This window comes from Amycolatopsis cihanbeyliensis, from assembly GCF_006715045.1.
Lineage (GTDB): Bacteria > Actinomycetota > Actinomycetes > Mycobacteriales > Pseudonocardiaceae > Amycolatopsis > Amycolatopsis cihanbeyliensis.
Genome location: NZ_VFML01000001.1, coordinates 4,627,664 through 4,651,773 on the forward strand (window position 1 = coordinate 4,627,664; position 24,110 = coordinate 4,651,773).

Annotated in this window: 21 protein-coding genes; 11 read left to right on the top strand and 10 right to left on the bottom strand. The window is 71.0% G+C overall.

The genetic code is table 11. The features are described 5' to 3' along the window. Nucleotides 1–34: 34 nt before the first annotated feature. Both acs and FB471_RS21055 read right to left on the bottom strand, forming a co-directional pair. Nucleotides 35–2,017, bottom strand: a complete 1,983-nt coding sequence (gene acs / locus FB471_RS21050; protein WP_142000129.1) for an acetate--CoA ligase — start codon at nt 2,015–2,017, stop codon at nt 35–37. Nucleotides 2,018–2,128: 111 nt separating this feature from the next. Beyond that, the gene (locus FB471_RS21055) at nt 2,129–2,713 is read right to left on the bottom strand and encodes a GNAT family N-acetyltransferase (RefSeq protein WP_142000130.1); all 585 of its coding nucleotides are present in this window, start codon (nt 2,711–2,713) and stop codon (nt 2,129–2,131) included. A 145-nt stretch (nt 2,714–2,858) separates the two neighbouring features. Between FB471_RS21055 and FB471_RS21060 the strand changes: the two genes are divergently transcribed. Continuing rightward, nucleotides 2,859–3,356, top strand: a complete 498-nt coding sequence (locus FB471_RS21060; RefSeq protein WP_142000131.1) for a phosphoribosyltransferase — start codon at nt 2,859–2,861, stop codon at nt 3,354–3,356. Next, nucleotides 3,353–4,084 carry an oxidoreductase gene (locus FB471_RS21065; protein ID WP_142000132.1) on the top strand — a complete coding sequence of 244 codons (732 nt, stop codon included), beginning with the start codon at nt 3,353–3,355 and terminating at the stop codon, nt 4,082–4,084. The genes FB471_RS21060 and FB471_RS21065 overlap by 4 nt, the downstream gene beginning before the upstream one ends. 111 nt (nt 4,085–4,195) lie before the next feature. Here FB471_RS21065 and FB471_RS21070 read toward each other — a convergent pair whose 3' ends face one another. The 7 genes from FB471_RS21070 to FB471_RS21100 all read right to left on the bottom strand — a co-directional run bounded on the left by FB471_RS21070 (nt 4,196) and on the right by FB471_RS21100 (nt 13,866). Beyond that, nucleotides 4,196–5,083: an SAM-dependent methyltransferase gene (locus tag FB471_RS21070; protein WP_142000133.1), complete on the bottom strand. Its 888-nt coding sequence runs from the start codon at nt 5,081–5,083 to the stop codon at nt 4,196–4,198. A gap of 143 nt (nt 5,084–5,226) precedes the next feature. Next, nucleotides 5,227–6,156, bottom strand: a complete 930-nt coding sequence (gene murQ / locus FB471_RS21075) for an N-acetylmuramic acid 6-phosphate etherase (protein ID WP_142002240.1) — start codon at nt 6,154–6,156, stop codon at nt 5,227–5,229. A gap of 17 nt (nt 6,157–6,173) precedes the next feature. Next, nucleotides 6,174–7,157, bottom strand: coding sequence for a MurR/RpiR family transcriptional regulator (locus FB471_RS21080; RefSeq protein ID WP_246076508.1), 984 nt, complete (start codon nt 7,155–7,157; stop codon nt 6,174–6,176). A gap of 171 nt (nt 7,158–7,328) precedes the next feature. After that, nucleotides 7,329–9,086 (bottom strand): serine hydrolase domain-containing protein, encoded by a 1,758-nt coding sequence (locus FB471_RS21085; RefSeq protein WP_142000134.1) that lies wholly within the window; start codon nt 9,084–9,086, stop codon nt 7,329–7,331. A gap of 15 nt (nt 9,087–9,101) precedes the next feature. Further along, complete coding sequence (locus FB471_RS21090) at nt 9,102–10,397, bottom strand: exo-beta-N-acetylmuramidase NamZ family protein (protein WP_142000135.1); 1,296 nt, start codon at nt 10,395–10,397, stop codon at nt 9,102–9,104. A gap of 7 nt (nt 10,398–10,404) precedes the next feature. After that, nucleotides 10,405–12,237, bottom strand: a complete 1,833-nt coding sequence (locus FB471_RS21095; protein WP_142000136.1) for a glycoside hydrolase family 3 protein — start codon at nt 12,235–12,237, stop codon at nt 10,405–10,407. 819 nt (nt 12,238–13,056) lie between these two features. Then, nucleotides 13,057–13,866, bottom strand: coding sequence for an HAD family hydrolase (locus FB471_RS21100; protein ID WP_246076738.1), 810 nt, complete (start codon nt 13,864–13,866; stop codon nt 13,057–13,059). Nucleotides 13,867–14,344: 478 nt separating this feature from the next. On the opposite strand from FB471_RS21100, the gene ssd reads away from it, so the two are divergent. From ssd to FB471_RS21145, 9 genes are all read left to right on the top strand, one after another. Then, nucleotides 14,345–15,415, top strand: a complete 1,071-nt coding sequence (ssd, locus tag FB471_RS21105; protein WP_142000138.1) for a septum site-determining protein Ssd — start codon at nt 14,345–14,347, stop codon at nt 15,413–15,415. Further along, nucleotides 15,412–16,455, top strand: coding sequence for a DUF2891 domain-containing protein (locus tag FB471_RS21110; protein WP_142000139.1), 1,044 nt, complete (start codon nt 15,412–15,414; stop codon nt 16,453–16,455). Before ssd ends, FB471_RS21110 begins: the two co-directional genes overlap by 4 nt. Before the next feature lie 305 nt (nt 16,456–16,760). Further along, on the top strand, nt 16,761–17,933 hold the full coding sequence (locus tag FB471_RS21115) for a TadA family conjugal transfer-associated ATPase (protein ID WP_142000140.1): 1,173 nt from the start codon (nt 16,761–16,763) through the stop codon (nt 17,931–17,933). After that, entirely contained in the window at nt 17,927–18,775 is an 849-nt protein-coding gene (locus FB471_RS21120) for a type II secretion system F family protein (RefSeq protein ID WP_142000141.1), read from the top strand. Before FB471_RS21115 ends, FB471_RS21120 begins: the two co-directional genes overlap by 7 nt. Continuing rightward, nucleotides 18,772–19,500: a type II secretion system F family protein gene (locus FB471_RS21125; protein WP_142000142.1), complete on the top strand. Its 729-nt coding sequence runs from the start codon at nt 18,772–18,774 to the stop codon at nt 19,498–19,500. Before FB471_RS21120 ends, FB471_RS21125 begins: the two co-directional genes overlap by 4 nt. A 63-nt stretch (nt 19,501–19,563) precedes the next feature. Continuing rightward, nucleotides 19,564–19,779: a DUF4244 domain-containing protein gene (locus FB471_RS21130; protein WP_142000143.1), complete on the top strand. Its 216-nt coding sequence runs from the start codon at nt 19,564–19,566 to the stop codon at nt 19,777–19,779. Beyond that, nucleotides 19,779–20,189: a TadE family type IV pilus minor pilin gene (locus FB471_RS21135; RefSeq protein ID WP_142000144.1), complete on the top strand. Its 411-nt coding sequence runs from the start codon at nt 19,779–19,781 to the stop codon at nt 20,187–20,189. Before FB471_RS21130 ends, FB471_RS21135 begins: the two co-directional genes overlap by 1 nt. Continuing rightward, nucleotides 20,176–20,535, top strand: a complete 360-nt coding sequence (locus tag FB471_RS21140) for an Rv3654c family TadE-like protein (protein WP_142000145.1) — start codon at nt 20,176–20,178, stop codon at nt 20,533–20,535. Before FB471_RS21135 ends, FB471_RS21140 begins: the two co-directional genes overlap by 14 nt. 404 nt (nt 20,536–20,939) lie before the next feature. Continuing rightward, the gene (locus FB471_RS21145) at nt 20,940–21,590 is read left to right on the top strand and encodes a bifunctional DNA primase/polymerase (protein ID WP_142000146.1); all 651 of its coding nucleotides are present in this window, start codon (nt 20,940–20,942) and stop codon (nt 21,588–21,590) included. Here the strand turns inward: FB471_RS21145 and FB471_RS21150 are convergent. Beyond that, a complete protein-coding gene (locus FB471_RS21150) occupies nt 21,554–23,959 on the bottom strand; it encodes a DEAD/DEAH box helicase (RefSeq protein WP_142000147.1) in 2,406 nt (801 codons plus the stop codon). The two genes, FB471_RS21145 and FB471_RS21150, sit on opposite strands and share 37 nt — an antisense overlap. Nucleotides 23,960–24,110 lie beyond the last annotated feature (151 nt).

Here is a 24,110-nt window from a genome sequence, read left to right on the forward strand (position 1 = left end):
TCGGCTCGCTCAGGAGAACCGGGGTGAGGACGGGTCAGTCCTCGTCGGAGCCGGACTTCAGGCCGCTGGCGATCTGGTCCATGACGCTGGCATCGGCCAGGGTGGTCACGTCACCGACGTCCCGGTTCTCCGCGACATCGCGCAGCAGGCGGCGCATGATCTTGCCGGAGCGGGTCTTGGGCAGCTCCGACACGACCATGATCTGCCGGGGCTTGGCGATCGGGCCGATCTCCCCTGCCACGTGGTTGCGCAGGTCCTGCACGGTCTGCTCGCCGGCGTCGGTGGAGCTGCCCCGCAGGATGACGAAGGCGACGATGCCCTGCCCGGTGGTGGCGTCGCTGGCGCCGACCACCGCGGCCTCGGCCACCGCGGGGTGGGAGACCAGCGCGGACTCGACCTCGGTGGTGGAGATCCGGTGCCCGGACACGTTCATCACGTCGTCCACCCGCCCGAGCAGCCAGATGTCCCCGTCGCTGTCGTACTTGGCGCCGTCCCCGGCGAAGTAGAAACCCTGGTCGGCGAACCGGGACCAGTAGGTCTCCCGGTACCGCTCGTCGTCGCCCCAGATGCCGCGCAGCATGGCCGGCCAGGGCTTGTCCAGTACCAGGTAGCCGCCGCCACCCGCGGGCACCTCGGCGCCGTTGTCATCGACCACCTTCGCCGAGATCCCCGGCAGCGGCGCCTGCGCCGACCCCGGCTTGGTGTGCGTGACGCCAGGCAACGGGGAGATCATGATCGCCCCGGTCTCGGTCTGCCACCAGGTGTCCACGATGGGTGCCCGGCCGCCGCCGATGTGCTCCCGGTACCACATCCACGCCTCCGGGTTGATCGGCTCACCGACGCTGCCCAGCACCCGCAGCGAGGAAAGGTCGTACTTCGCCGGAATATCCGAGCCCCATTTCATGAACGTCCGGATCAACGTCGGCGCGGTGTAGTAGATCGACACCTTGTAGTTCTGCACGATTTCCCAGTGCCGCCCCTCGTGCGGGGTGTTCGGCGTGCCCTCGTAAACCACCTGCGTCGCCCGGTTCGCCAGCGGTCCGTACACGATGTAGGAATGTCCGGTCACCCAGCCGATGTCCGCGGTGCACCAGTACACGTCCTGCCCTGGCTTGTGGTCGAAAACCACCCGGTGCGTGTAGGCGGCCTGAGTCAGGTATCCGCCCGAGGTGTGCAGAATCCCCTTCGGTTTCCCGGTCGTGCCGCTGGTGTACAGAATGAACAGCGGGTGTTCGGAGTCGAAGGCCTCCGCCTCGTGCTCGGCCGGCTGCGTGGCCATCAGCTCGTGCCACCAGATGTCCCTGGACTCGGTCCACGGCACCTCTTCCGGGGTCTCCGCGCCGGTACGGCGCACCACCAGCACCCGTTGCACGCTCTCCGCGCCGACGAGGGCCTCATCCACCTGTGCCTTCATCGCCGCGGCCTTGCCACGCCGGTACTGCCCGTCGGAGGTGATCACCACCTTGGCCTCGGCGTCGTCCACCCGGGCCCGCAGGGCGGTCGGGGAGAATCCACCGAACACCACGCTGTGCAGCGCGCCGATCCGCGCGCACGCCAGCATCGCGACGATCGCCTCCGGAATCATCTGGAGCTGGATCGCCACCCGGTCGCCCGCGACCACTCCGAGGGACGCGAGACCGTTCGCGGCCCGGCAGACCTCCTCCTGCAGCTGCGCGTAGGTGATCTCCCTTGTGTCCCCGGGCTCGCCGACCCAGTGAATCGCGACCTGATCCCCGAAACCGGCTGCCACATGCCGGTCAACACAATTGAAGGCAACATTCAGCCGGCCACCGACAAACCATCGCGCAAATGGTGCGTTCGACCAGTCGACCACCTGATCCCAGCGCGATTCCCAGTCCAGTTTCTCCGCTTGTTCGGCCCAGAAACCCTCGCGGTCGGACTGCGCTTCGGCATACATCCCCGCGCCCGCATTCGCCTGCGCGGCGAATTCCCCATCCGGTGGAAACGTCCGAGTCTCGGACAGTAGGTTGTCGAGAGCCGGGGACTGCTCTGTCATGGTGGTAAGCCTCCTGGTTCCGGTGGGTGCACTACCTGCGCTACTGCTGCTTCGCGGGCGCGGTGACGACGGTAGTACGCCACACAACACGCCGCACTGGTACGTCGGTGGCTATGCCGTCCTGGACAACAGGTGGTCACGCACGGCGGGCCACTCGCCCGCGGTCACCGAGTAGACCACGGTGTCGCGCAGGCTGCCGTCCTTGCGGATCCGGTGCGCGCGCAGGAGGCCCTCGCGGGTGGCGCCGAGTCGCGCGATCGCCCGCTGCGAGCGCTCGTTGCGGATATCGGTTTCCCAGGCGACCCTGGTCGCCCCGAGTACCTCGAAGGCACGGCGGAGCAACAGCAGCTTCGCCTCGGTGTTCAGCGGCGTCCGCTGCCATGGCACGCCGATCCAGGTGTGGCCGATGAGCAGGTTCCGGTGCGCCGGATCGATCTGGTAATACGACGTGGTCCCGGCCACCTGGCCGGTACGGGTGTCGATCTGCGCCCAGGCGAGCCGGTCGGCCTCGGCGAGGACGTGCTCGATCTGCGCGCGGGAGCCCGCGACGTCGGTGGGCTGGTGGCTGCTGAGCCAGGTCCAGACGCCGGGGTCGCGGCCCGCCCGGTAGAGGCCCTCGGCGTGCCGCGTACCGAGTGGCTCCAACCGGACCCGGTCGCCGGTCAGGGTGGGGTGTCGGTGCCATTCCTCGTTCACCAGCTCACGCTATGACCGGAAGTGGTTATCTCCCAGTGCCAGTCACGCACGATCAAGAGAGGCCACTCGGTGCCCGCCGGGCGGCTCCTATGCTCGCGGTACTCGGCGCCGGGCCCGGCTGCCGTTGGTACGGGAAGGACGGCGGATGACGGTGGAGCGGGACGAGCTCACCTGGGAGCTGTTCGGTTCGGCGAGCAGGCAGCTGGCGCGGCAGGTCGCGGAGGGCGGTTTCGAACCCGACCTGATCCTGTCGATCGCGCGGGGCGGGTTGTTCGTCGCGGGAGCCCTCGGGTACGCGCTGGACGTCAAGAACCTGCACGTGATGAACGTGGAGTTCTACACCGGCGTCGATCAGCGGCTCGACCTGCCGGTGGTGCTGCCGCCGGTACCCAACGCGGTGGACCTGGCGGGTGCGAAGGTACTGGTGGCGGACGACGTCGCGGATACCGGCGCCACCCTGAAGCTGGTCCGGGACTTCTGCGCGGAGCAGGTGGCCGAGGTGCGCTGCGCGGTGGTCTACGAGAAGCCGTGGACCACGGTGTCCTGCGAGTACGTGTGGCGGCGCACCGACAGGTGGATCAACTTCCCGTGGTCCACGCTGCCGCCGGTGGTCCGCAGGGAGGGGCAGGTGCTGGACGCATGACGGATCCGTTGCGACCGCTGCTTGATCTGGAGGGTGTGGCCGAGGCCGCGCAGTCGGCGCAGGAGGCGGTGTTCGCGGTGCACCGGCACGGCGCCAACCTGCGGGGCGGCTCGGCGACCGCGGCGGAGGCCTCGGTGCGTGCGGCGCGGGCTTCGGCCGGCATCGACGGTGCCGATCCGGAACTACCCGCGGAGGGCGCGGTGCGGGACCCGCTGCTGGCCGGTGCGCTGCGGGTGGCGGAGGCGACGGAGTCCCTGCTGCCGACCTGGCGGCGTGCGCCCTTGCAGGCGTTGGCCAGGATGCATGTGCTGGCGGCGACGGACCTCGTCGACGATCCCGACAGCCTGGGCAGGCCGGGCGCGGATCCGGGGATGGCGCGGCGGCTGGAACTGCTCGCCCAGTTGGTCACCGGCGCCACCGCGGTACCAGGGCCGGTACTGACCGCGGTCGTGCACGGGGAACTGCTCACCCTGGACGCGTTCGGAACGGCGGACGGCGTGCTGGCCAGGGCCGCGGGCCGGCTGACCATGATCGCGACGGGGCTGGACCCGAAGGCGCTGACCGTGCCCGAGGTCGCGTGCTTCCGTCGGGTGCGCCGCTACCGGGCCGCCGCCGCGGCCTTCGCCACCGGCGAGCCGGAGGGTGTGCGGGAGTGGCTGCTGTTCGCCTTCGAGTCGCTCCACGCGGGCGCGAAGGAGGCCACCACCATCGCCGACGCCACCGGCTGACCCGCCCCCACACGACGGTTAGCCCGCTAACCGCGGCGTGCGGGCGGCCCCGGACTACGTTTCGCGGGCTAACCGCACCGCGGGGCGGCCCCGGCGGCTACGGTGTGCCCGCTAACCGTGCTCCCGGGTGGCGGTCAGCAGGGTGGCGGTGCCCATCACCTCGTCGAAGGGGTCGTCCATCGGTAGGCCGTACCGTTGCCCTGCCTGCTGCGCGGACTCGGCGGCGGCCGTCCAGCCCGCGGAACGCAGCCAGTCGGCGCAGTCGCGGCGCGGTTCGGCGTTCCAGAGCTGGCTGACGTCGGCGCCGAACTCCTCGAACGCCTCGCGGAACAGCGGGTGGTCGCGCAGCGTGGCCAGCCTGTCGATGCTGGCCCGCTCGACGGCCAGCCGGCTGCCCGCCGCGGACAGCCGGTGGATCACCTCGAACAGCCCTTCCTCGGCCCGCCCCGGCAGGTAGGGCAGCAGCCCCTCGGCCAGCCAGGCCGTCGGCCGCCGCGGGTCGAAACCGGCCCCGAGCAGCGCGGACTCCCAGTCGTCGCGCAGGTCGGTTGCGACCTCGTGCCGGCGGCAGCGTGCGCTCGCGGCCTGCTCGTCGAGCACCGTCCGCTTGAACGCCAACACCTTGGGCTGGTCCACCTCGTACAGCTCGCAGCCGTCCGGCCAGTCCAGCCGGTACGCCCGGGTGTCCAGCCCGGCCGCCAGCAGCACGACCTGGTGGATACCCGCCGCGGTGCTCGCCGCGAAGTACTCGTCGAAGAACCTCGACCGCACGCCCAGGTAGCGGGAATGACGGAACCAGCCGTCGCCGGCGACGGAGGTGTCCTCGAGGCGGGCGGGCAGCGGTCGGGGGGAGTCGGCGGCACGGACGAACGCGGCCGCGTAGGGATCGGACACCAGTGGATCGGCGCGGTCGGTCTCGACCGCGCGGGCGGAGGCGACCCCCAGCGCCGTCAAGCCGACGCTCGAGGTGATGTCCCACTGTTCGAAGACGGCGCACATGCTTACTCCAGCTGGTCGATTGCTTAGCTTATACAACCAACTGTGGCACCGGCCGCGTGCTCGAATGCGTACGGCGCGTTATTTGCCCGACTTCGATCTGGTGTGATTTCCCTCTCGTGGGATCGACCTGGTTCCGGAGTGAATCAGCCCGCACGCACCCGCACGGCGTCCAGCGCGTCCCGGACATGCCCACCGTGATCGGTGAGCGCGTCCGCCGCCTCCACCGTGGCCACGCCGGACAGTAACTGGACCAGCGCGGTCTTCAGGTCGCCACCCGCCTCGTGCAGCGCGTCCGAGCAGTCCTGCGAGCTCATCCCGGTGGCCTCGCGCAGGATGCGCAGCGTGCGGCCGCGCAGCTTGGCGTTGGTGGCCCGCATGCTGACCATCAGGTTCGAGTACGTCCGGCCGAGCTTGATCATCGTGGCGGTGGAGAACGCGGTCAGCACGATCTTCTGCGCCGTGCCCGCCTTCATCCGGGTGGAGCCCGCGATCGCCTCCGGCCCGGTGTCCACCGCGATCAGCACGTCCAGCTCGGGTGGCCGGACGGCGTTCGGGTTGCCGGACACCAGCGCGGTGCGCGCCCCGTTCCGTTTCGCCTCGCGCAGCGCGCCGAGGACGAACGGCGTCCGCCCGGAGGCGGTGAGGCCGAGCACGAAGTCGCCGTCGGCCACGGAGGTGCTCACCTCCGCGGCTCCGGCCTTGGTGTCGTCCTCGGCGTTCTCGACGGCGTGCCGCAGCGCACGCTCGCCGCCCGCGTGATGCGCCACGAACCAGTCCGGCGGCACGTTGAACGTCGGCACCAGCTCCGCCGCGTCCAGGGTGGCCAGCCTGCCGGAGGTGCCCGCGCCGACGTAGTGCACGCGGTGCCCGCCGCGCAGCGCCTCGGTCGCGTAGTCGACCGCGGTCGCCAACTGCGGCAGCACCGCCTGCACCGCGTCCGGAACCAGCCGGTCCTCGGCGTTGATCGCCGCGAGGATGCCGGTGGTCGACATCTGGTCGATGTCGACGGTCCGTGGGTTGCGTTGTTCTGTCGGGGAGTCGACGTGCACAACCTGGCGCGGCACGGTCATCAGGCGCCTCACTGTTTCTGTCATTTTCCGGTTTCCCGCGGTCGCCGCCTGCCATCCGGCCGGACCCCGAGCCGGTGTGCGCCCACGGCGTCCCTGGTGGCGTCCAGCGCGTTGACCGCGGCGTCCATGTGCCGTTGCGCGACACCGATGAACAGGCAGTCGATGACAGTGAGTTGCGCGATCCGGCTGGCGGTGGCGCCGGATCGGAACGTCGTTTCCCGTGCCGCCGTGGTGAGCACGTGGTCGGCGACCTCGGTGATGGGGGAGCGAGGGAAGTTCGTCAGTGCGACGGTGGTCGCGCCGTGTTCGCGGGCGACCCGCAGTGCCTCCACCGTGTCGGTGGTGGCACCGGTGTGCGAGATGCCCACCGCGACATCACCGCCGTTCAGCACCGCGGCCGAGGTGAGCATGATGTGCGTGTCCGACCAGGCGAAGCTCACCCTGCCGATCCGGTGCAGCTTCTGCTGCAGGTCGGCGGCGACGAAGGCGCTGGCGCCGACCCCGTACACGTCGACCCTGCCCGCCCCGGCCACCACGTTGATGACCTGTTCCAGCACCGGGATGTCGAGTTGCTCCGCGGTTTCCTCCACCGCACGGGCGTCGGCGAAGCTGACCTTGCTGACCACGGCGGGCAGGTCGTCGTCGGTCGCGATCTCGCCGCCGAGGTTGCGGCTGGACCGGGCTTCCGACCGGGCCGTGTCCGCGGCGAGCGCGATTCGTAACTGCGGGTAACCGCCGACGCCGATCGCCTTGCAGAACCGGGTGACGGTGGTCTCACTGGTGTTCGCGGCGAGCGCGACTTCGGTGATGCTGCGCCGAGCCACCGCCGAGGGGTCGTCCAGCACGACCTTGGCGACGCGCTGCTCGGCACGGGCGAGTCCGGGCAGCAGCGAACGAATACGCACGAGCGGTGACGAGTCGGACTCCCGGGCCGACTCGTCGAGCTCCGCCACGTTTGGCCGAACGTCGTCGGAGGGTTGCTCAGCGTCAGGATTCGTGTCCATCGCCAGAAATTTACTAACTGTAGGCATCGACGACAAGGCTACTCGCCCCTTTCCGATTAATCGCAACCGGACTGTGTTGTCACAGCCCCGGCTAGCGCCTGGTTCGTTGATCAGAAAGTCGCCAACCGAGCCGTTAGTGTTAACCAGATTATTCTAACAACTCCGCAACTGTCACCGGGTGCGTAGCTCCCATCCGACCTCGGTGAACGCCGCCGGTTCGCGCTCGCCGTCGAGAATCGTGCCGTGAAAATCACCTACCCGGATCGTGTCTATGTGAATCCCACGTCCGGAGTAGTACTGGTCCGTAGTGAATCGCCAACGTAGGGTCTGTTCCCCCATTTGGGGGACAACTGCATAGGCGTGCCACCACGCACGGTGTCCATAACCGGAGAGTGCGTCCACCCGGCCACCGGGAGCGCCATGCCCGAAAACTCGTAATGAAACCGTGTCCCAGGTGGCGCCGTCCGCGCTCGCTTCCAGGACCAGCCGGTCGGTCACCTCGGAGTCGACGAAGGCGTCGAAGCGGACCAGCGCCGGCCCGCGACGCACGGTGAACGGCCGGGTCGTCAAGGTCGCGGTGCCGGAACTCCCGACCCCGGTGAACCAGGAGTCCTCCCCGCGCAGGGGACGCACCGCGAGGGCACGGGCCAGGCCGGTGGCCCAGGCCCGCCGGGCCGGGTTGACCGAACCCCAGGACCGCGAGGGGTGCACCCGGTTGGTGAGCAGGACCGCGATCGACCGGGACTTCGGGTCGATGACCAGCGAAGTTCCGGTGTAGCCTGTGTGGCCCGCGGTGTCCGGCGAGGCCAGCCCGCCCATGTACCACAGCTGATCCAGCTCGAAGCCCAGCCCGTGCGCGTCCCCCGGGAACTCCTGGTTGTAGTTGGTGAGCATGGAGCGCACCGTGTCCGGGCGCAGGACTCGCTCGCCGCCGTAGCTGCCGCCGTTCAGGATCGCCTGGCCGAGTACGGCGAGGTCCCGCGCGGTGCCGAACACCCCGGCGTGGCCGGCGACTCCACCCAGTGACCAGGCGTTCTCGTCGTGTACCTCGCCACGCACCATGCCGCGCGGCGGGTTCTCCTGGTACTCGGTCGCCGCGACCCGGTCCAGCTTGGCCGCGGGCGGGTTGTACCCGGTGTCGGTCATACCCAGCGGTTCGGTGATCCTGGCCGCGACCACCTCGTCCAGCCCTCGCCCGCGCAGCCGCTCGACCAGCACCCCGAGGGTGATCAGGTTGAGGTCGGAGTACTCGTAGGCGCTGCCCGGCTGCTGCTTCGGTGCCACCTCCATGACGGCCCTGATCCGGGACTCCTCGTCCGGCCAGTCCCGCCACAGCGGCAGGAACGGCTCCAGCCCGGAGGTGTGCGTGAGCAACTGCTGGACGGTGATGGACTCCTTGCCGTTCACCCCGAACTCGGGCAGGTAGCGGGCGGCGGGGGCGTCCAGCTCGATCCGACCCTCCTCGACCAGCTGTAGTACCGCGATCGAGGTGAACAGCTTGGAGATCGAGGCCAGGTCGAAGATGGTGTCCGTGCGCATCGGCACCTGTTCCGACTCGGGCAGTTCGGTGCCCGCGCCGTCGGCGTAGCGCACCGCGCTGCCCGCGGTGTGCGTGTCCACCACCATCCCGGCGTGCACCAGCGTGCCGACCGAGCCGGCGAACAGCGGGTGCCCGGTCTGCGGGTCCGCCCGCGTCCAGCCGGTCAGCCGCCGCTCGGTTGCCCTGATCGGCTCCGGGTCCAGGCCCGCCTGCTCCGGGGTGGCCTCGCGCAGCCTCGTGTCCGCCGGCGCGAACCCGTGCCACGGCCGGTCGAAGCGGCCGGGGTCGTGCCCACCCGCCTCGGTGCCGGCCATCGTGCTCGTGCTCACTCCCGCCAGGGTGACTGTCAGTATCGCCGCCACCGCCAAGACCCTGTTTCGCATGATCATCCTGCCCCGAGCCCGTCAGCGGTACAGCAGGTACGGCCGCCTGCGCCGGACGAATCCGCGCAGCTCGGCCTGCCAGGCGTCCACGATGGTGTCCGCGTCCGCGCCCGCGTCGACCATGGTGCGCAGCCGGTCGGACCCGCTGAGTTTGTCGATGAAATGGTCCGGCCGCCAGTCGAAGAGATCCGGGTGCAGGCGTTTCGCCGTGACGATCATCGAGACCGCGGTGCGGATCGCGTCGAAGGATCGGGGGTCGGTGACCGTCAGCTGCACCCCGCCGCAGGTCTCGCCGACGAACTTGCCGAAGGTGGGGACGAAGTAGTTCTCCCGGAAGCTGACGCCGCGCAGGTGCTGCTTGCCGAGCTCCTCCCGCCACCGCCAGTCGAGCCCGGGCGCACCGATGATCTCGAACGGGCGGGTGGTGCCCCGGCCCTCGGCGAACACGGTGCCCTCGAACAGGCAGGTCCCCGGGTACACCATCGCGGTGTCCGGGGTGGGCATGTTCGGGCTCGGCGGCACCCAGTGCAGGCCGGTGCCCGCGAAGAAGGTGTTCCGCCGCCAGCCGTGCATGCGGACCACGTGCAGCGCATCGCCGAGGCTGCCGCCGTCCTCGGGCAGGAACTCGGCGTCGAAGAACCTGGCCAGCTCGCCCACGGTCATGCCGTGCTGCTGCACGATCGGTTTGCGGCCGACCCCGGAGGCGAACTCCGGGTCCAGCATCGGCCCGGCGGCCTCGCCCCCGAGCGGGTTCGGCCGGTCCAGTACCACCAGCGAGGCACCCGTGCGCCGGGCGGCGACCATCGCGGTGTACATCGACCAGATGTAGGTGTAGAAGCGCGCGCCGACATCGGCGATGTCGAACACCACGGTGTCCACGCCCGCCTTGGTGAACATGCCGGCGAGCTCGTCCGCGGTCACGCCGTAGGCGTCGTAGACCGGGACGCCGGTGCGCGGGTCGACGTAGTCACCCTCCGAGCCGCCGGCCTGCGCACTGCCGCGGAAGCCGTGCTCGGGACCGAACGCCGCCACCGGGCGCACGCCGGACGCGACCATCGAGTCCACGATGTGATCACCTCCGGCCAGCACTCCGGTCGGGTTGGACAGCACGCCGACCTTGCGCCCACTCAAGGGACGCCATCGCAGCCGCGCCATGACGTCCGCGCCGGGAACGGTGTCCCAGTGCGGTGTCCTGGCTGCCTCGGCCGTCTCCTCGGTGGTCCGCTCGGCGGCGCCGGCGGTCAGCTGCGTGCCAAGGGCCAGCGTAGGCGGGGTGAGCGCGGTTGCGGTCAGGAAGCGACGACGATTCACCGACATGCCGGCCTCACCAGCTCAGACCGTGGTCGAAGGGGTAGAGCACGGTATCCGGGTCGCTGCCGGACGGGATGTCCACCGGCAGCTTCCCGCGCGGCGAGCTCGTGCCGAGCAGCACCTTGGCCAGCGCGGTCATCGAGACGTCCCGCCAGTCGTAGGTGGCCACCCAGGTCGGCACGTCCGCGTAACCGGGGTCGTATGGCTCCTGCACGGCCACCGCGACCACCGGCCTGCCGGTGCCGAGCAGGCTGTCCACCAGCTCGCGCTGGGCCGCGCCGGTGCGCAGGTTGTTGGTCAGCACGACCACGGTGTCCGCCTCGCCGGCCGCCGCGACCGTCCGTTCGATCGTGCCCGGATCGGGGCTGGAGCCGGTGGGCAACGCCGTCCCGCCCAGCTCCTCGGCCAGCGCCCGCACCGGTTCCGCCGGGTAACCGGGGTAGGAAGGGCGATTCCAGCCGGTGACCAGCACCTTGCCGGGATCCTCGAGCGGGAGCACGCCCGCGCCGTTGCGCAGCACTGTGGTGGCCCGATCGGTGACCCGCTGGACGGCTTCCTTGTGCTCAGGGGTGCCGACCTTGTGCGGCACCTGCCGCTCGTTGACGAACGGCCGGAACAGGATGCCCCGGTTGAACTTCTGCTCGAGAATGCGCCGCACGCTCCGGTCGATGCGCTCCTCGCTGATCCGGCCGCCGCGCACGGCGTCCAGCACGCCGTCGATGGCCACATCCAGGTCCGGCGGCATCAGCATCTGGTCCACGCCGGCCTCGAGGGCGCGCACCGGGATCTCCGAGTCCGAGTACATCTCGCGCACTCCCTGCATCTGCAGCGAGTCCGTGACGATGACGCCCTGGTACCCGAGGTCCGCACGGAGCAGGCCGGTCATGATCGGTTTGGACAGCGTCGCCGGGTCGCCCGAGGGATCGAGGCTGGGGACCGTGATGTGCGCGGTCATGATCGCGTCGGCCCCGGCCTCGATGGCCGCCCGGAACGGCGGCAGGTCGGTCTCCCGCCATTCCTGTTCGGTGCGGTCGATCGTGGGTAGACCGGTGTGGCTGTCCGTGGCCGCGTCACCGTGGCCGGGGAAGTGCTTCGCCGCGGTGGACACGGTCTGGCCGTACCTTTCCGCCTCCTGGTAGCCCTCCACCTGCGCGGCGACATTGCGCGCGGCGAGGTCCGGGTGTGCGGAGAACGAGCGCGAGCCGATGATCGGGTTCAGCGGGTTGGAGTTGACGTCGGCCACCGGCGCGAAGTTCTGCCTGATCCCGATCGCGCTCAGTTCCTCGGCGTTGATCGAGGCGAGCTCCCGAGCGGCGGCCTGGTCACGGGTGGCGCCCAGCGCCATCGCGCTCGGGTACTCGGTTGCCGGCTCGCCGAGCCGGGTCACCCGGCCGCCTTCCTGATCCACCGAGATGGTCAGCGGCAGGTGGGGTGCACTGGTCAGCGCGGCGCGCTGCAGCCCGTTGGAAAGCCCGGCCACCTGTCGCGGCGTCTCGATGTTGTCGGTCCCGCCGTGGTTGAAGTAGATGACCCCGCCGACGTGGTAGCGCCGTACCACCTGGGCCGGGGTGTCCACCCCGTATTTCTCCTGGTTCCCGGGGTGGGTCTCGTCGGCGGACTGGCCCCAGACATCGGCGACGAAGAGTTGGCCCACCTTCTGTTCCAGTGTCATCCAGCGCATCGCCTGCTGTGCCCATGCCTGTGCCCCGGCCTGGACGCCGGGACCGTTCGACCCCGGTTCGTGTTCGTGCGTCGCGGTGGCCGGGCCGGCGCCGGCGACGGTGGTGACGGCGAGCAGGCCGGCGACTGAAACGGCGGCGATCTGTGGCCTCCGGCGGGTCGTCACGACAAGCCTCCCTGTGTTCTCGCGGCGGTGCGGCACGCGGGTGTCAACGGGCCGAAGGTCCGAAATCTTCTCACGCGAATCTTTCGGTATCGGGAAGCTACTCACCGCCGGTGGCACGGTCAACGACGTGCTATGCCGTTTGGCCTAGTCAGGCCCCATAACAACTTCATAGCGCACGATGCGAACGGACCACTGGCGGCACCGGTCAGTACCACGTCCCTGGGCTGGTCCGGACGAGAACGTGCCCAGCCATCGCCGGCGCGAGGGGCAGGCATCGTGGGGGCCGGGGGGTCGGGGGCTCGGCCCCTGGAAAGAGACCGGACCGAGCGAGGTTGCCGAACGGCGACCGAGCATACGCTGGCGGCGCCCATCCGCATTGCTGCCGATGGGCGCCGCCTGCTCGCGCGGGCTACTCGGGTGACCAAGCGTGCAACTCAGGTCGTACCTACCTGGACTCGGCGTCCGGCGTCCCGGTACGCAGTCCCTTGACGACAAGCCTCCCGCGGCGTGCTGCGCGTGGGTGCCCGGAGTCCGCGCACGGAGATCTTTCGGGGTGGACGAGGCTTCTCTTCTGCCTGGCCCCTGGCCGACAAGATGTCCGCACCTACTTTCTACCCAGTGACGGCCGTCACTTCAAGGGTGCGGACGGGTGCACCGGTACAGAGGCTCGATCCGGTGACGAGAGGTTTCCCCGCGTCGTGGAATCAGTGGTCCCGCCTGGCCTGTTTCGCCGGTTCGTGCCGCCGTGTGGGTGTCGGGGCTCGGGGTGCGGGCACCCAGCGTCGTGGCGCGCTCGACAGTGGACGGTTCGGTCCTCGCTCAGTCTTTGCGTCGCCTGCGGGAAATCCCGTACCACGTCATACCGGCCGCGGCGACGGCGCCGAACCCGACCGCCATCATCGTGGCCGGAGTGGGGATGCGGTCGCGCAGGGAGACCGGTTTGGAGAACTCCAGCACCGGCCAGTTCCGGGATTCCGCGAGCCTGCGCAGGGCGCGGTCCGGGTTGACCGCGTGTGGGTGACCGACCACTTCGAGCAGCGGCACGTCGGTGCTGGAATCACTGTAGGCATGGCATGCGGTGAGGTCGTAGCCATGGGTGTCGGCAAGGCGCCGGGCTGCCACCGCCTTCTGCTCGCCGTAGCAGTAGAAGGCGACCTGGCCCGAGTAGCGGCCCTCGACGATCTCCATCCGGGTGGCCACGCTGCGGGTGGCGCCGAGCATCTCCGCGATCGGCGCGACCACCTCCTCGCCGGTCGCGGAGAGCACGACCACGTCGTGGCCTTCGTCCTTGTGCCGGGCGATGAGTTCGGCGGCCTCCGCGTAGACGAGCGGCTCGACCACGTCATGCAGCGTCTCGGCGACGATGGCGCTTACCTGTGCCACATCCCACCCCGCGCACAACGCCGAGATCTGCGCCCGCATCCGCTCCGTCTTGTCCGCGTCCGCGCCGGCGAGGGAGAAGACCAGTTGGGCGTACGCGCTCTTCAACGCCGCCCTGCGGTTGATCAGACCCTGGCGCAGCAGGGGCTTGCTGAAGGCAAGCGCACTCGAGGATGCGATGATCGTCTTGTCGAGATCGAAGAACGCCGCGACCTCGGTGTCGGATGCGGGCGTGGTCCGGGTCGGCACGGTGGGTTCGGCTGACTGCTCGGCGGGAGACCTGGTGGGTTCGGGCACCCCTCCACAATAGAAGTGGCCGCCAGTCGCCGGTGAGCTGGTCACTGTACTCCCCGGCCGCCGGAAAATAGATGACATATTACGGCGCCCGGTTGAACGTGCCGTTACCGAATTGTGGGTACCCGCCCGTCACCCACCACTGCGCCAAGCGAGTTACAGTTGAAGGGTCCGGTGTCGATCGGACCGGTTCAGTCCGACCCCCCGGGGCTGAACCCTCGGCGGCCCCCGCTCCTCCCCCCTGGCGGGGGCCGCCCCTCAATCTTCCGCATCCCTCGGGTTCTCCAGGTTGTCCACATCAGCCTTGCTGTCCACAGCCGCGATTCTTCGTCGTTGTCCCGGGCGGTCTGCTGGACGACGCTGGAGTTCCGACCGGTGTTGCGGGCCCGGCCCCGGTCGGTGGTGACCGAGCGAGGCCCGTTGGGGGTGCACGATGGGCGAGCAACGCCCACTTGCCGTTATTAATGACGAAACCGTCCTGGACGAAGTGCTGCGGCTCGCCGCGGCGGTCGGCTGCGAGGTCGATCGCGCTGCGGATCTGCCCGGTGCCCGTCCGCAGTGGACCGCGGCACCACTGGTCATCCTCGACGAGGAAGCCGTGCGGTACGGCGATCCCCCGCCGCGGCGCCCCGGGATTCTGCTTGTCTGCAAGGGAACCGTCGCGCCCGAGTCATTGCGACGTGCGTTGCGTAACGGGGTGGAGCGGTTGGTCATGCTCCCGGACGACGAGGGGGAGTTGGTCTCCGCGCTCGCCGATGCCGTCGAGGGACCCGTGCTGGACGGCAGGGTGCTCGCCGTGCTCGGGGGTCGAGGAGGTGCCGGCGCGTCGGTATTCGCGGCCGGTCTCGGCCTTGGTGCGGTACGCGCCGGGGGTAATGCATTACTCGTGGACTGCGATCCCCTCGGGGGCGGAGTCGATCTGTTGCTCGGTGTCGAGGACGAACCCGGGCTGCGCTGGCCGGAACTGCGGGTGAACTCCGGCCGGGTCTCGATGGCCGCGCTGCAGCCGGCGTTGCCGGGCACCCGGCACGGTGCGGCCCGGCTCTCCGTGCTGTCCTGTGGTCGAGACGGTGCGGACGGCGCGGGCCCGTCCGGGCATGCGGTCGCCGCGGTGGTGCGGGCCGGGCGCAGGGCGGGGCAGCTTGTGGTCTGCGACCTTCCCCGGCACTTGCCGGGTGCGGCCAGGCCCGTGCTGGAACTCGCCGATCTCGTGATCCTCGTGGTCCCCGCCGAGCTGCGAGCCTGTGCCGCGGCGGCACAGGTCCTGCGCGGTCTGTTCCAGGTCCGTGAGCGGGTGCGGGTGCTGGTCCGTGGACCATCCGCCGAAGGCCTCGGGGTCGACCAGGTCGCCGCCGCGGTCGGGGTGCCCGCGGTAGCTTCCGTGCGTGCGGAGCGGGCACCCGCTCGCGCACTGCTCGAGCGGCGCGGGGGTTCGCTTTCCGGGGCGGCACGGGCGGTACTGGAGACGGTACGGTTCGACCCGAGTCGGGAGGGATCGGCATGACCACACGCGGGGAGCGGCGCGAGAGCGAGCTGCGTTCGCTGGCGCCGACGTTCGCGCGGACGGCGTTGACCAACATCGCCCGCGAGTACCCGCACCACGAATCGCATCTGCAGACCAGTGCGGTGGATCGGGTTCCCCGGCCCCGCGACCTGCATCCGGCCTTCTTCGGTAGCTACGACTGGCATTCGTGCGTGGAGATGCACTGGCTGCTGTTGCGGCTGCTGCGGCTGGTACCGGACGCGGTGCCGCGGGAGGAGGTCCGAGCCGCGCTCGACGAGCACCTCGGCCCGGCCGCCCTCGCGGCGGAAGCCGACTACTTCGCTCGGGTGGACCAGCGCGCGAACGAGCGCCCCTACGGCTGGGGGTGGGCGCTGATGTTGACCCACGAGGCCGCCACCTGCCGCGACCCCGCGGCCGCGCGGTGGACCGAGAGTCTGACGACGCTGGCGAGTGTGTTCGTCCATCGCTACCTGGAGTGGCTGCCGCTGGCCACGTACCCCGTGCGGTACGGCGTGCATGGCAACAGCGCCTTCGGGCTTTCCCTCGCCCTGCCGTATGCCCGCATGCTGGCGGAAAGCGGTGACGGCAGGCTTCTCGACGCCGTCACCGCGGCCGCGCACCGGTGGTTCGGCGACGATCGGGACTATCCGGCGGGCTGGGAGCCGTCCGGAGCCGACTTCCTCTCGCCGGCTCTGGTGGAAGCGGAGCTGATGGCGGGCCTGCTGCCCGCGGAGAGGTACGCCTCCTGGCTGGACTCGTTCCTGCCCGGTATCGCCGCGGGTGAGCCGGCCACGCTGTTCACCCCGGCGTTCGTCAGTGACTTGACCGACGGGTACATCGCCCACCTGCACGGGCTGAACCTGTCCAGGGCGTGGTGCTGGCGGCGCCTCGCGGAGTCGTTGCCCGGCGGGGATCCGCGCGCCGAGCTCATGTTCGCGGCCGCCGAGGAGCACGCCGAGGCCGCGCTCGGCCACGCCACCGGTAGCGACTACGCGGTGGAACACTGGCTGGCGTGCTACGCGGTGCTGCTGCTCAGCTGAGCCGTCTCCCGCCAGCCTGATCTGCCTACAATAGATTGCCCGCTTCGGGCGGTTCCGGCGCGCCACCGGCTCCCATCGTGTTTGCCGCCCACGTAAGCGTGTTTGCTCTCCACGCGCACGAGTTTGCCGCTCACGCGCACGAGTTTGCCGTTCGTGTACGTGCACGATCCGGGATGGCTTGCCGCTCCCGCGTCACGTTGTCCACATCAACCGGGTTGTCCACAGGTTGAGGAGACCGTCGTTGTGCCGGCACGGCCGAGCGCGTGACGCTGGAACTCGGAATCTCGAGCTGTGGAGGAGCAGCCATGAGCGTCGAACTGGTCGAACGTGTCCGGCGTCGGCTGATCGGTAGTGGAGCCGGCGCCGGTGAGATCGGCCCCTCGGTCCTGGCCGACGCGGTACGAGCCGAGGTGGGTGGGGTCGCCGCACACACCGACGTCCTCGACGCGCTGCGTCTCGTGCGGCACGAACTGGTCGGCGTCGGGCCACTCGAACCGCTTCTCGATGATCCGGATACCACCGACATCCTGGTCACCGGTCCGCACGAGGTGTGGGTGGACGGGCGGAACGGGTTGCGCCGCACCGAGATCCGGTTCGCGGGGGAGGAGTCGGTGCGCCGGCTGGCCCAGCGGCTCGCGCTCGCGGCCGGTCGCAGGCTCGACGACGCACAACCGTATGTGGACGGTTGGCTGCCGGGTGCCGGGCCGCACGGGCATGTGCGCCTGCATGCCGTGCTCCCGCCGATCGCGTCCTGCGGTACGTGCATCTCGCTACGCGTACTCCGTCCAGCCACCCACGACCTGCCGAGCCTGGCGAAGTTGAAAACCTTCGCGGGTAACGGCCTCGCCGTTCTCGAGGCGATTGTGGACACCAGGATGGCCTTCCTGGTCACCGGCGCGACCGGCGCGGGCAAGACGACCATGCTGGCGGCCTTGCTCGGCCGGGTGGTTCCCACGGAACGCATCGTGTGCGTCGAGGACGCCGGAGAGCTACTGCCTGCCCATCCACAGTTCGTACGGCTCACCGCGCGACCACCCAATGTGGAGGGTGCGGGGGAGGTGACACTGCGCGACCTCGTCCGGCAGGCGCTGCGCATGCGCCCGGACCGGCTGGTGGTCGGCGAGGTCCGTGGGCGCGAGGTGTGCGAGCTGCTCAACGCGTTGAACACCGGGCACGACGGCGGTGCCGGCACCCTGCATGCCAATTCTCCTGGGGAGGTTCCGGCCCGGCTGGAGGCGCTGGCCGCCCTCGGCGGGCTGTCCCGCCCCGCGTTGCACAGCCAGCTCGCCGCGGCGGTTCAGGTGGTGTTGCACATGCGCAGGGAAGGCAACACCCGCACCCTCGCCGAGATCGGGGTGGTGCGACGCGCCGAGGCGGCCGCCGAGGTGTGCCCGGTGTGGCGCGCGGGCCGGTGGACCGAACACCGGCCGTTGCTGGCCGACCAACTCGCCCAACGTGCCGGGAGGCCACCATGCTGAGCTGGTCCGCCCTGGCCGCCGGTTGCGCGCTGCTGTGCTGGCCGGGAAGTACGGCGGCGTCCCGGTTGCGCGTGCTGCCGGGAGTTCCTGACCGGCCGTGCCGAAACCTCCGCACGCCGAGTGCGTACGTCAGAAGCGCGCGAGGCACTCGTCCCGGGACGTTGGCCGTACTGGCCGCGGTTCCCGCGCTCGGCGCGGGCGTGGCCCTGCTCGGCCCGGGTCCCGTGCTCGCGGCCGCCCTGCTGGGCACCGCGGCCTGGCTGGCGCGCCGGTCCAGGAGCAGGTTTCGTGCCCGTACCGCCACGTTGGCCGCGCTGGCCGAGGCGTTGCGTGCGGTGGTGGCCGAGCTGCGTGCGGGCACGCATCCCGCCATGGCCGCCGAGTCCGTCGCGACCGAGGCGTCCGCTGGAGCCGCCGCCGTGCTGCGGGCGCTTGCCGGGGCGGTGCGGATGGGCGGCGAGCTCGTGATGCCGGCCGAGGTCGGTCCGGCGGCACAGCGGATCCCCGGCAAGGTGTTGGGCCAGTTGCGTGGTGCCTGGGAACTCGCGCGGCGGCATGGTGTCCCGGTCGCCGAGGTACTCGATGCGGTACGGCGTGACCTGGACGCGACCGTCCGGTTCGCCGGTCAGGCCGAGGCGCGGATGGCCGGCCCACGGGCCGGTGCCGCGGTGCTCGCGGCGTTGCCCGCTTGCGGGATCCTGCTCGGCGAGGCGATGGGTGCCGGTCCGCTGCATGTGCTGACCGGCACCGCGCTGGGACAGCTGCTCTCGGTCGCCGGCGCCGGCCTGATCTGCCTGGGCATGGCATGGACCGTCCGGTTGACGGGGTGGGTGGTGCTATGACGCAGTACGCCATCGCACTTGTCCTGCTGGCGCTCGCCTGCCTGCTGCCCGGTCGCGAGACGGCGACGGCCCGGCTGGCCAGGGTGCTGCCCGCCCCGGCCACTCCGAACCTCCCGCGGTCGCGGTACCTGCGACCCGCCGTGTTCGCCGTACCGCCTGCCGTGCTGGTGGCCGTTCTCGGCGGCTGGCCTTTCGGTGCCGTCGCGGCGATCCCCGCCGGCGCCGCCGTCGCATACTTCCTGCACCGGTCGGACGGTGACCGGGCTCGGCAGGTGGCTGGCGAGGAACCGGCCCGGCTCGCCGCGAGCTGGGACCTGCTGTCGGCGAGCCTGCGCGCCGGGCTACCGGTACCGACGGCCGTGCGTGCCGTAGCTGCCGGGATGCCGCAACGGCAGGCCACGGCCCTGATCGACACCGCCGATCTGCTGGTGCTCGGGGCGGATCCCGCGGAGGCATGGGCCCCGGCAAGGGCGTGTGCCGACACCGCCGAGTTCGCCAGGGCCGCCTGCCGCACCGCGCGGTCAGGCACCGCGCTGGCGGAGGTGGCCGAGGGGCTTGCCGCCCGGATCCGCGCTTCGCTCGGCGATCGAGCCGAGGCACGAGCGCAGCGGGTGGGGGTCCTGGTGGCCGCCCCGCTTGGCCTGTGCTTCCTGCCCGCGTTCCTGTGCTTGGGGGTGGTTCCGGTTGTGGTCGGCCTCGCCAGCCGGCTCAGCATCCTGGCCTGACCAGCATCGACCAGCCCGACCTTTCCACCGATCGACGCCGTTCAGGCGTGGAAGGACTCGACCATGAGCAACAGAACACAGCCGCGCCTGCCCGGCAGGCTTCGTGCCTGGCCCCGTCGGCTCGCCGTCCGCGACGAGGGCATGAGCACGGCCGAGTACGCCATCGGCACCATCGCGGCCGCCGCCTTCGCGGCCCTGCTGTACACGGTGGTGACCGGCGACAACGTGCTCAACGAACTGACCTCCCTTGTCCAGCAAGCCCTCACGACGGAGTTCTGATGTTCACCGCGCGGATTCGTGCCGGTCCCGTCACCGGCAGGGAAGGCGGCCAGGTCACCGTGGAGGCGGCGATCGCACTGTCCGCGCTGCTCGCCGTGTTCGGCCTGATCCTGGCCGGCCTCGGTGCGATCGTCGACCAACTGCGGTGCACCGACGCGGCCAGGGAAGCGGCCCGGTTGGTGGCGCGGGGGCAGCGGCACCTCGCCACCGAAGCGGTTCGCACCATCGGGCCGGACGGGGCGCGGCTGGCCATCCGCGCGGCGGGCGAGGGCGTGACCATCGCCGTCGCCGAGGCACCCGGTACCGGCTCCTTACCAGGGGTGCGAGCACACGCCGAGGCCTATGCCCTGCTGGAGCCGGGGGTCAGGCCACCCCCGGAGGTCGGGGGGAGTACCGATGGCCTGCGCTGAACCGAGCCACGGCGACCGAGGCGCGGCGGTGGTCTGGGCGGCCGGTGCGATCGCGGCCCTGCTCGTGTTGGCGGCCGTCGTCTGCTGGCTCGGCGCCGCCCTCGTGGTCCGGCACCGGGCGGCGGGCGCCGCCGACCTGGCCGCGCTGGGCGCCGCCGGATACGCGATGCGAGGCCAGGAGGCCGCCTGCGCCAGGGCACGCACCGTCGCCGACCGGATGGGCGCCAGGGTCCGGGGCTGCCGGTTGGTCGGCTGGGACGCGCTGGTGCGGGTGGAGGCGCGACCGCCGGACTCGCTCGTCGGCTTCGGTACCGCCACGGCGCAGGCCCGGGCCGGGCCGCCGTGACGGCCGGGCTGGTCCTGGCCGCCGAGCGGTCGTGCACGGTGATGAGACGGGCGGTACGGCCGGCCGGCCGCGCGATGGGCGGGAGGTGGCCCGTTCGGCGGTCGAGCGGTCATCCCCGCACGGTGAGCGGTATCACAGGCGCGAACACCCGGGTGGTGCGCGTGGATGCGGACCGCGACGAGCGGGCCGGTCGGGGCTACGCCGAGCCGGTCATCGGCCGGTGATCTTCAGCCGGACCGTTAGCTCCCCGCTCACTCATCGTTCGTTACCGGCCGGTTGGCGCCAGGGATCTACCGGCTTTTTGCAAATTGCCGTTAAGTCGGGTGTAGCCCCGCCGCCGAACCTCACCCGAGTCTCAAGGGCGGCGGACAGCAGAGAAGTTTCTGGAGGAGGCCGAAGTAACGATGTTGGACACGGACTGGTCGGAAGGCTGGCGAGGAGCGTTCGGAATCGAGCTCCGCGCCGAGGCGATCGGCCTTGCCTGGCGGGGTTGGCCGGTGCTGCCCGGCACCTACCCGGCGGGCGACGACGGCGACCGGGCAGCCGAGTGGAGCCGTCCGGTTCCCGCGCACGACGACTGGCGTGAGCGGCTCGGTGCCCACCCGCACAAGGTCGCTTCGTGGTGGACCGGCAGCCCCTACAGCCTGTTGGTGGCCACCGGCACCGTGCTCGACGCGGTCGAGGTCGACGACGAGGTGGGCCGCCGTGCGGCGCGGTTGCTGCGGGTGCAGGGAGCACCGGCGCCGATCGTGGCGATGCCGAACGGCCGGTGGCTCTTCCTCACCACCGCTGCCGATCGGCTGCCTGTCGCCCTCGCCGAGGACGACAGCGTCGAATGGCATGGCGCCGGTGGCTGGGTGCCACTCCCGCCGACGCCTTTCGAGCACGGGGTCGTGCATTGGCGGGTCAAGCCCGAGGTCTGGGGTTGGCGCCTGCCGGATGCGGCATCCGTGCACGATGTGCTCGCCCGCGCGCTGCACGGTCCGACGTCGGACGACACCCCGGCGCCATCTTCCGCTCAGGAGTTGCTGGCGGTGGGACGTTCAGCAGCGTGATTGACCATCAGGTGGTCGTGCCGGCCCTCGTGTTGACGCACAGCCCCGAGCACGATGTCCAGTACGACCACGGCCCCTGCCTTGTCCAGCGGATCGTTGCCGTTCCCGCACTTCGGCGACTGTACGCAGGACGGGCATCCCGCCGGGCACTCGCAGGAGACGATCGCCTCCCGCGTAGCGGCCAGCCATGGGACCAACGCGGCATAACCGCGGTCGGCGAATCCCGCGCCTCCGGGATGGCCGTCGTGCACGAACACCGTCGCCTCCCCGGTGTCCTCGTGCAGCGCGGTGGAGACCCCGCCGATATCCCAGCGGTCGCACGTAGCGAACAGCGGTAGCAGGCCGATCGCCGCGTGCTCGGCGGCGTGCAGGGCGCCGGGGATGCGCGCCGGAACGAGTCCAGTGCCCCCCGGCGCCCTGCCCTTACGCGAAGCACTCGACGTGTCCTCGCGCAGCAGCTCCTCGCTCACCGTGTACCACACCGCCCTGGTGTGCAGCCGCTGCTCGGGAAGGTCCAGCGGAACCTGGTCGAGTACCTCACCCGAGGGCAGCTTGCGCAGGTAGCCGACCACCTGCGAGGTCACCGCCACCTCGCCGAGGCAGGTCCGTACCCCGCCGAAGACCTCCTCCCGCTGCGTGCCCAGCACCGAGATGTCCACCACCTCGCGGGCCGAGGTGGTCCACTCCGGGGCTTCCGCGTGCACCAGAGCCAGCCCTGCCTCCAGATCCAGTTCGTCGACCACGTAGGACGACCCCTGGTGCAGGTACACCGCGCCGGTGTGCACCGTGCTGCACGCCGAAGTCGCGTCCACCGTCCCGAGCATCCGCGAGGTCTCCGCCTCGACCACCGCCACCTGCTCGCCACCGGAACCGCGGATGTCCACCTCCGCCTGCGGGCGGTCGCGGCGGGTCCAGTACCAGCCGCTCGCCCTGCGGCGCAGCACCTTGTCGGCGACCAGGGAGTCCAGCACCGCGCGGGCGGACGCGCCGCCGAAGGTCTCGAGCTCGGCCGCGGTGAGTGGCAGCTCGGCGGCGGCGCAGGCGAGCTGCGGGGCCAGCACGTACGGGTTCGCCGGGTCCAGCACCGCGGTCTCCACCGGGCGGTCCAGCACCGCGGCCGGATGGTGCACCAGGTAGGTGTCCAGCGGATCGTCCCGCGCGACGAACACGACCAGCGCGCCGTCGCCCGCGCGCCCGGCCCGGCCCGCCTGCTGCCAGAACGAGGCCAGGGTGCCCGGGTAACCGGCCAGCACCACCGCGTCCAGCCCGGCAATGTCCACACCCAGTTCCAGCGCGTTGGTGGTGGCCGCGCCGAGCAACTCGCCGGAGAGCAGGGCCGCCTCCAACTCGCGGCGCTCCTCCGGCAGGAAGCCGCCCCGGTACGCGGCGACCATATCGGGCAACGAGGAGTCCACTTCGGACAAAATGCGACGGGCGCCGAGCGCGGTCAGCTCCGCGCCGCGGCGAGACCGGACGAAGGCCAGCGAGCGAGCCCCCTCGATCACCAACTCGGCCAGGATGCGGGCCGCCTCGGCCCCCGCCGAGCGCCGTACCGGCGCGCCGTTCTCGCCCGCCGACTCCTCCAGCAGCGGCGGCTCCCACAGGGCCACCGTGCGCGCGCCGCGGGGGGACGCGTCCGCCAGCACCGGGGTGCAGTCCACACCGGACAGGCGGGTGGCGAACTCGTCGGGGGCGGCCGTGGTCGCCGAGGCCAGCACGAACACCGGATCCGAACCGTAGTGCCGCGCTACCCGGCGCAGCCTGCGCAGCAGCAGAGCCACGTGCGAGCCGAACACGCCGCGGTAGCTGTGGCACTCGTCCACCACCACGTGGGTCAGCCTGCGGAACAGCCGTGCCCAGCGGCCATGCGCGGGCAGGATCCCGCGGTGCAGCATGTCCGGGTTGGTGAACACCCAGCGCGCGTGCGCCCGCACCCAGTCGCGCTCGGCCATCGGGGTGTCCCCGTCGTAGGCCGCGGGCCGCACGCCGCCCGGGTCCATAGAGGACACAGAGCGTAACTGGTCGGCCCCGAGCGCCTTGGTCGGTGCGAGGTAGAGCGCGCCGGCCTTCGGGTCCTCGGCCAGCCCGGCGAGTACCGGTAGCTGGTAGCCGAGGGACTTCCCGGAGGCCGTGCCGGTCGCGATCACCACATGCCGGCCGGCCCGGATCAGGGAGGCCGCCTCGACCTGATGGGTCCACGGTCGCTCGACCCCGGACGCCCGCGCCGCGCGGGCGACCTCCGCCGGCACCCAGTCCGGCCATTCGGCGAAACCGGCCTCGCGTTCGGGTAACTCCGTGACATGGGTGACCGGGTTGCGGTCCTCCGGGATGCCCGCCGTCACCCGGCGCAGCAGGCGCCGCGCCCGCATGCCTTCTCCCGCGCCGTCCACCCGGCGAGCTTGGCATATCGGCAGGGCGGCATGTGGCCGGGCGGCGCGGGCAGGCGGATCGGTTCAGTGAGCGGTCTCACAGCGTCCGCGTTCGGCTTCGGCCGGGCGACGGTCCCGTTCCGCCGTCCCG

Coding starts and splice junctions, on each gene's coding strand:
- acs (WP_142000129.1), bottom strand. CDS start 2,017: ATGACAGAGCAGTCCCCGGCTCTCGACAACCTACTGTCCGAGACTCGG.
- FB471_RS21060 (WP_142000131.1), top strand. CDS start 2,859: ATGACGGTGGAGCGGGACGAGCTCACCTGGGAGCTGTTCGGTTCGGCG.
- FB471_RS21065 (WP_142000132.1), top strand. CDS start 3,353: ATGACGGATCCGTTGCGACCGCTGCTTGATCTGGAGGGTGTGGCCGAG.
- FB471_RS21070 (WP_142000133.1), bottom strand. CDS start 5,083: ATGTGCGCCGTCTTCGAACAGTGGGACATCACCTCGAGCGTCGGCTTG.
- FB471_RS21080 (WP_246076508.1), bottom strand. CDS start 7,157: ATGGACACGAATCCTGACGCTGAGCAACCCTCCGACGACGTTCGGCCA.
- FB471_RS21085 (WP_142000134.1), bottom strand. CDS start 9,086: ATGATCATGCGAAACAGGGTCTTGGCGGTGGCGGCGATACTGACAGTC.
- FB471_RS21090 (WP_142000135.1), bottom strand. CDS start 10,397: ATGTCGGTGAATCGTCGTCGCTTCCTGACCGCAACCGCGCTCACCCCG.
- ssd (WP_142000138.1), top strand. CDS start 14,345: ATGGGCGAGCAACGCCCACTTGCCGTTATTAATGACGAAACCGTCCTG.
- FB471_RS21110 (WP_142000139.1), top strand. CDS start 15,412: ATGACCACACGCGGGGAGCGGCGCGAGAGCGAGCTGCGTTCGCTGGCG.
- FB471_RS21115 (WP_142000140.1), top strand. CDS start 16,761: ATGAGCGTCGAACTGGTCGAACGTGTCCGGCGTCGGCTGATCGGTAGT.
- FB471_RS21120 (WP_142000141.1), top strand. CDS start 17,927: ATGCTGAGCTGGTCCGCCCTGGCCGCCGGTTGCGCGCTGCTGTGCTGG.
- FB471_RS21125 (WP_142000142.1), top strand. CDS start 18,772: ATGACGCAGTACGCCATCGCACTTGTCCTGCTGGCGCTCGCCTGCCTG.
- FB471_RS21130 (WP_142000143.1), top strand. CDS start 19,564: ATGAGCAACAGAACACAGCCGCGCCTGCCCGGCAGGCTTCGTGCCTGG.
- FB471_RS21135 (WP_142000144.1), top strand. CDS start 19,779: ATGTTCACCGCGCGGATTCGTGCCGGTCCCGTCACCGGCAGGGAAGGC.
- FB471_RS21140 (WP_142000145.1), top strand. CDS start 20,176: ATGGCCTGCGCTGAACCGAGCCACGGCGACCGAGGCGCGGCGGTGGTC.
- FB471_RS21145 (WP_142000146.1), top strand. CDS start 20,940: ATGTTGGACACGGACTGGTCGGAAGGCTGGCGAGGAGCGTTCGGAATC.
- FB471_RS21150 (WP_142000147.1), bottom strand. CDS start 23,959: ATGCGGGCGCGGCGCCTGCTGCGCCGGGTGACGGCGGGCATCCCGGAG.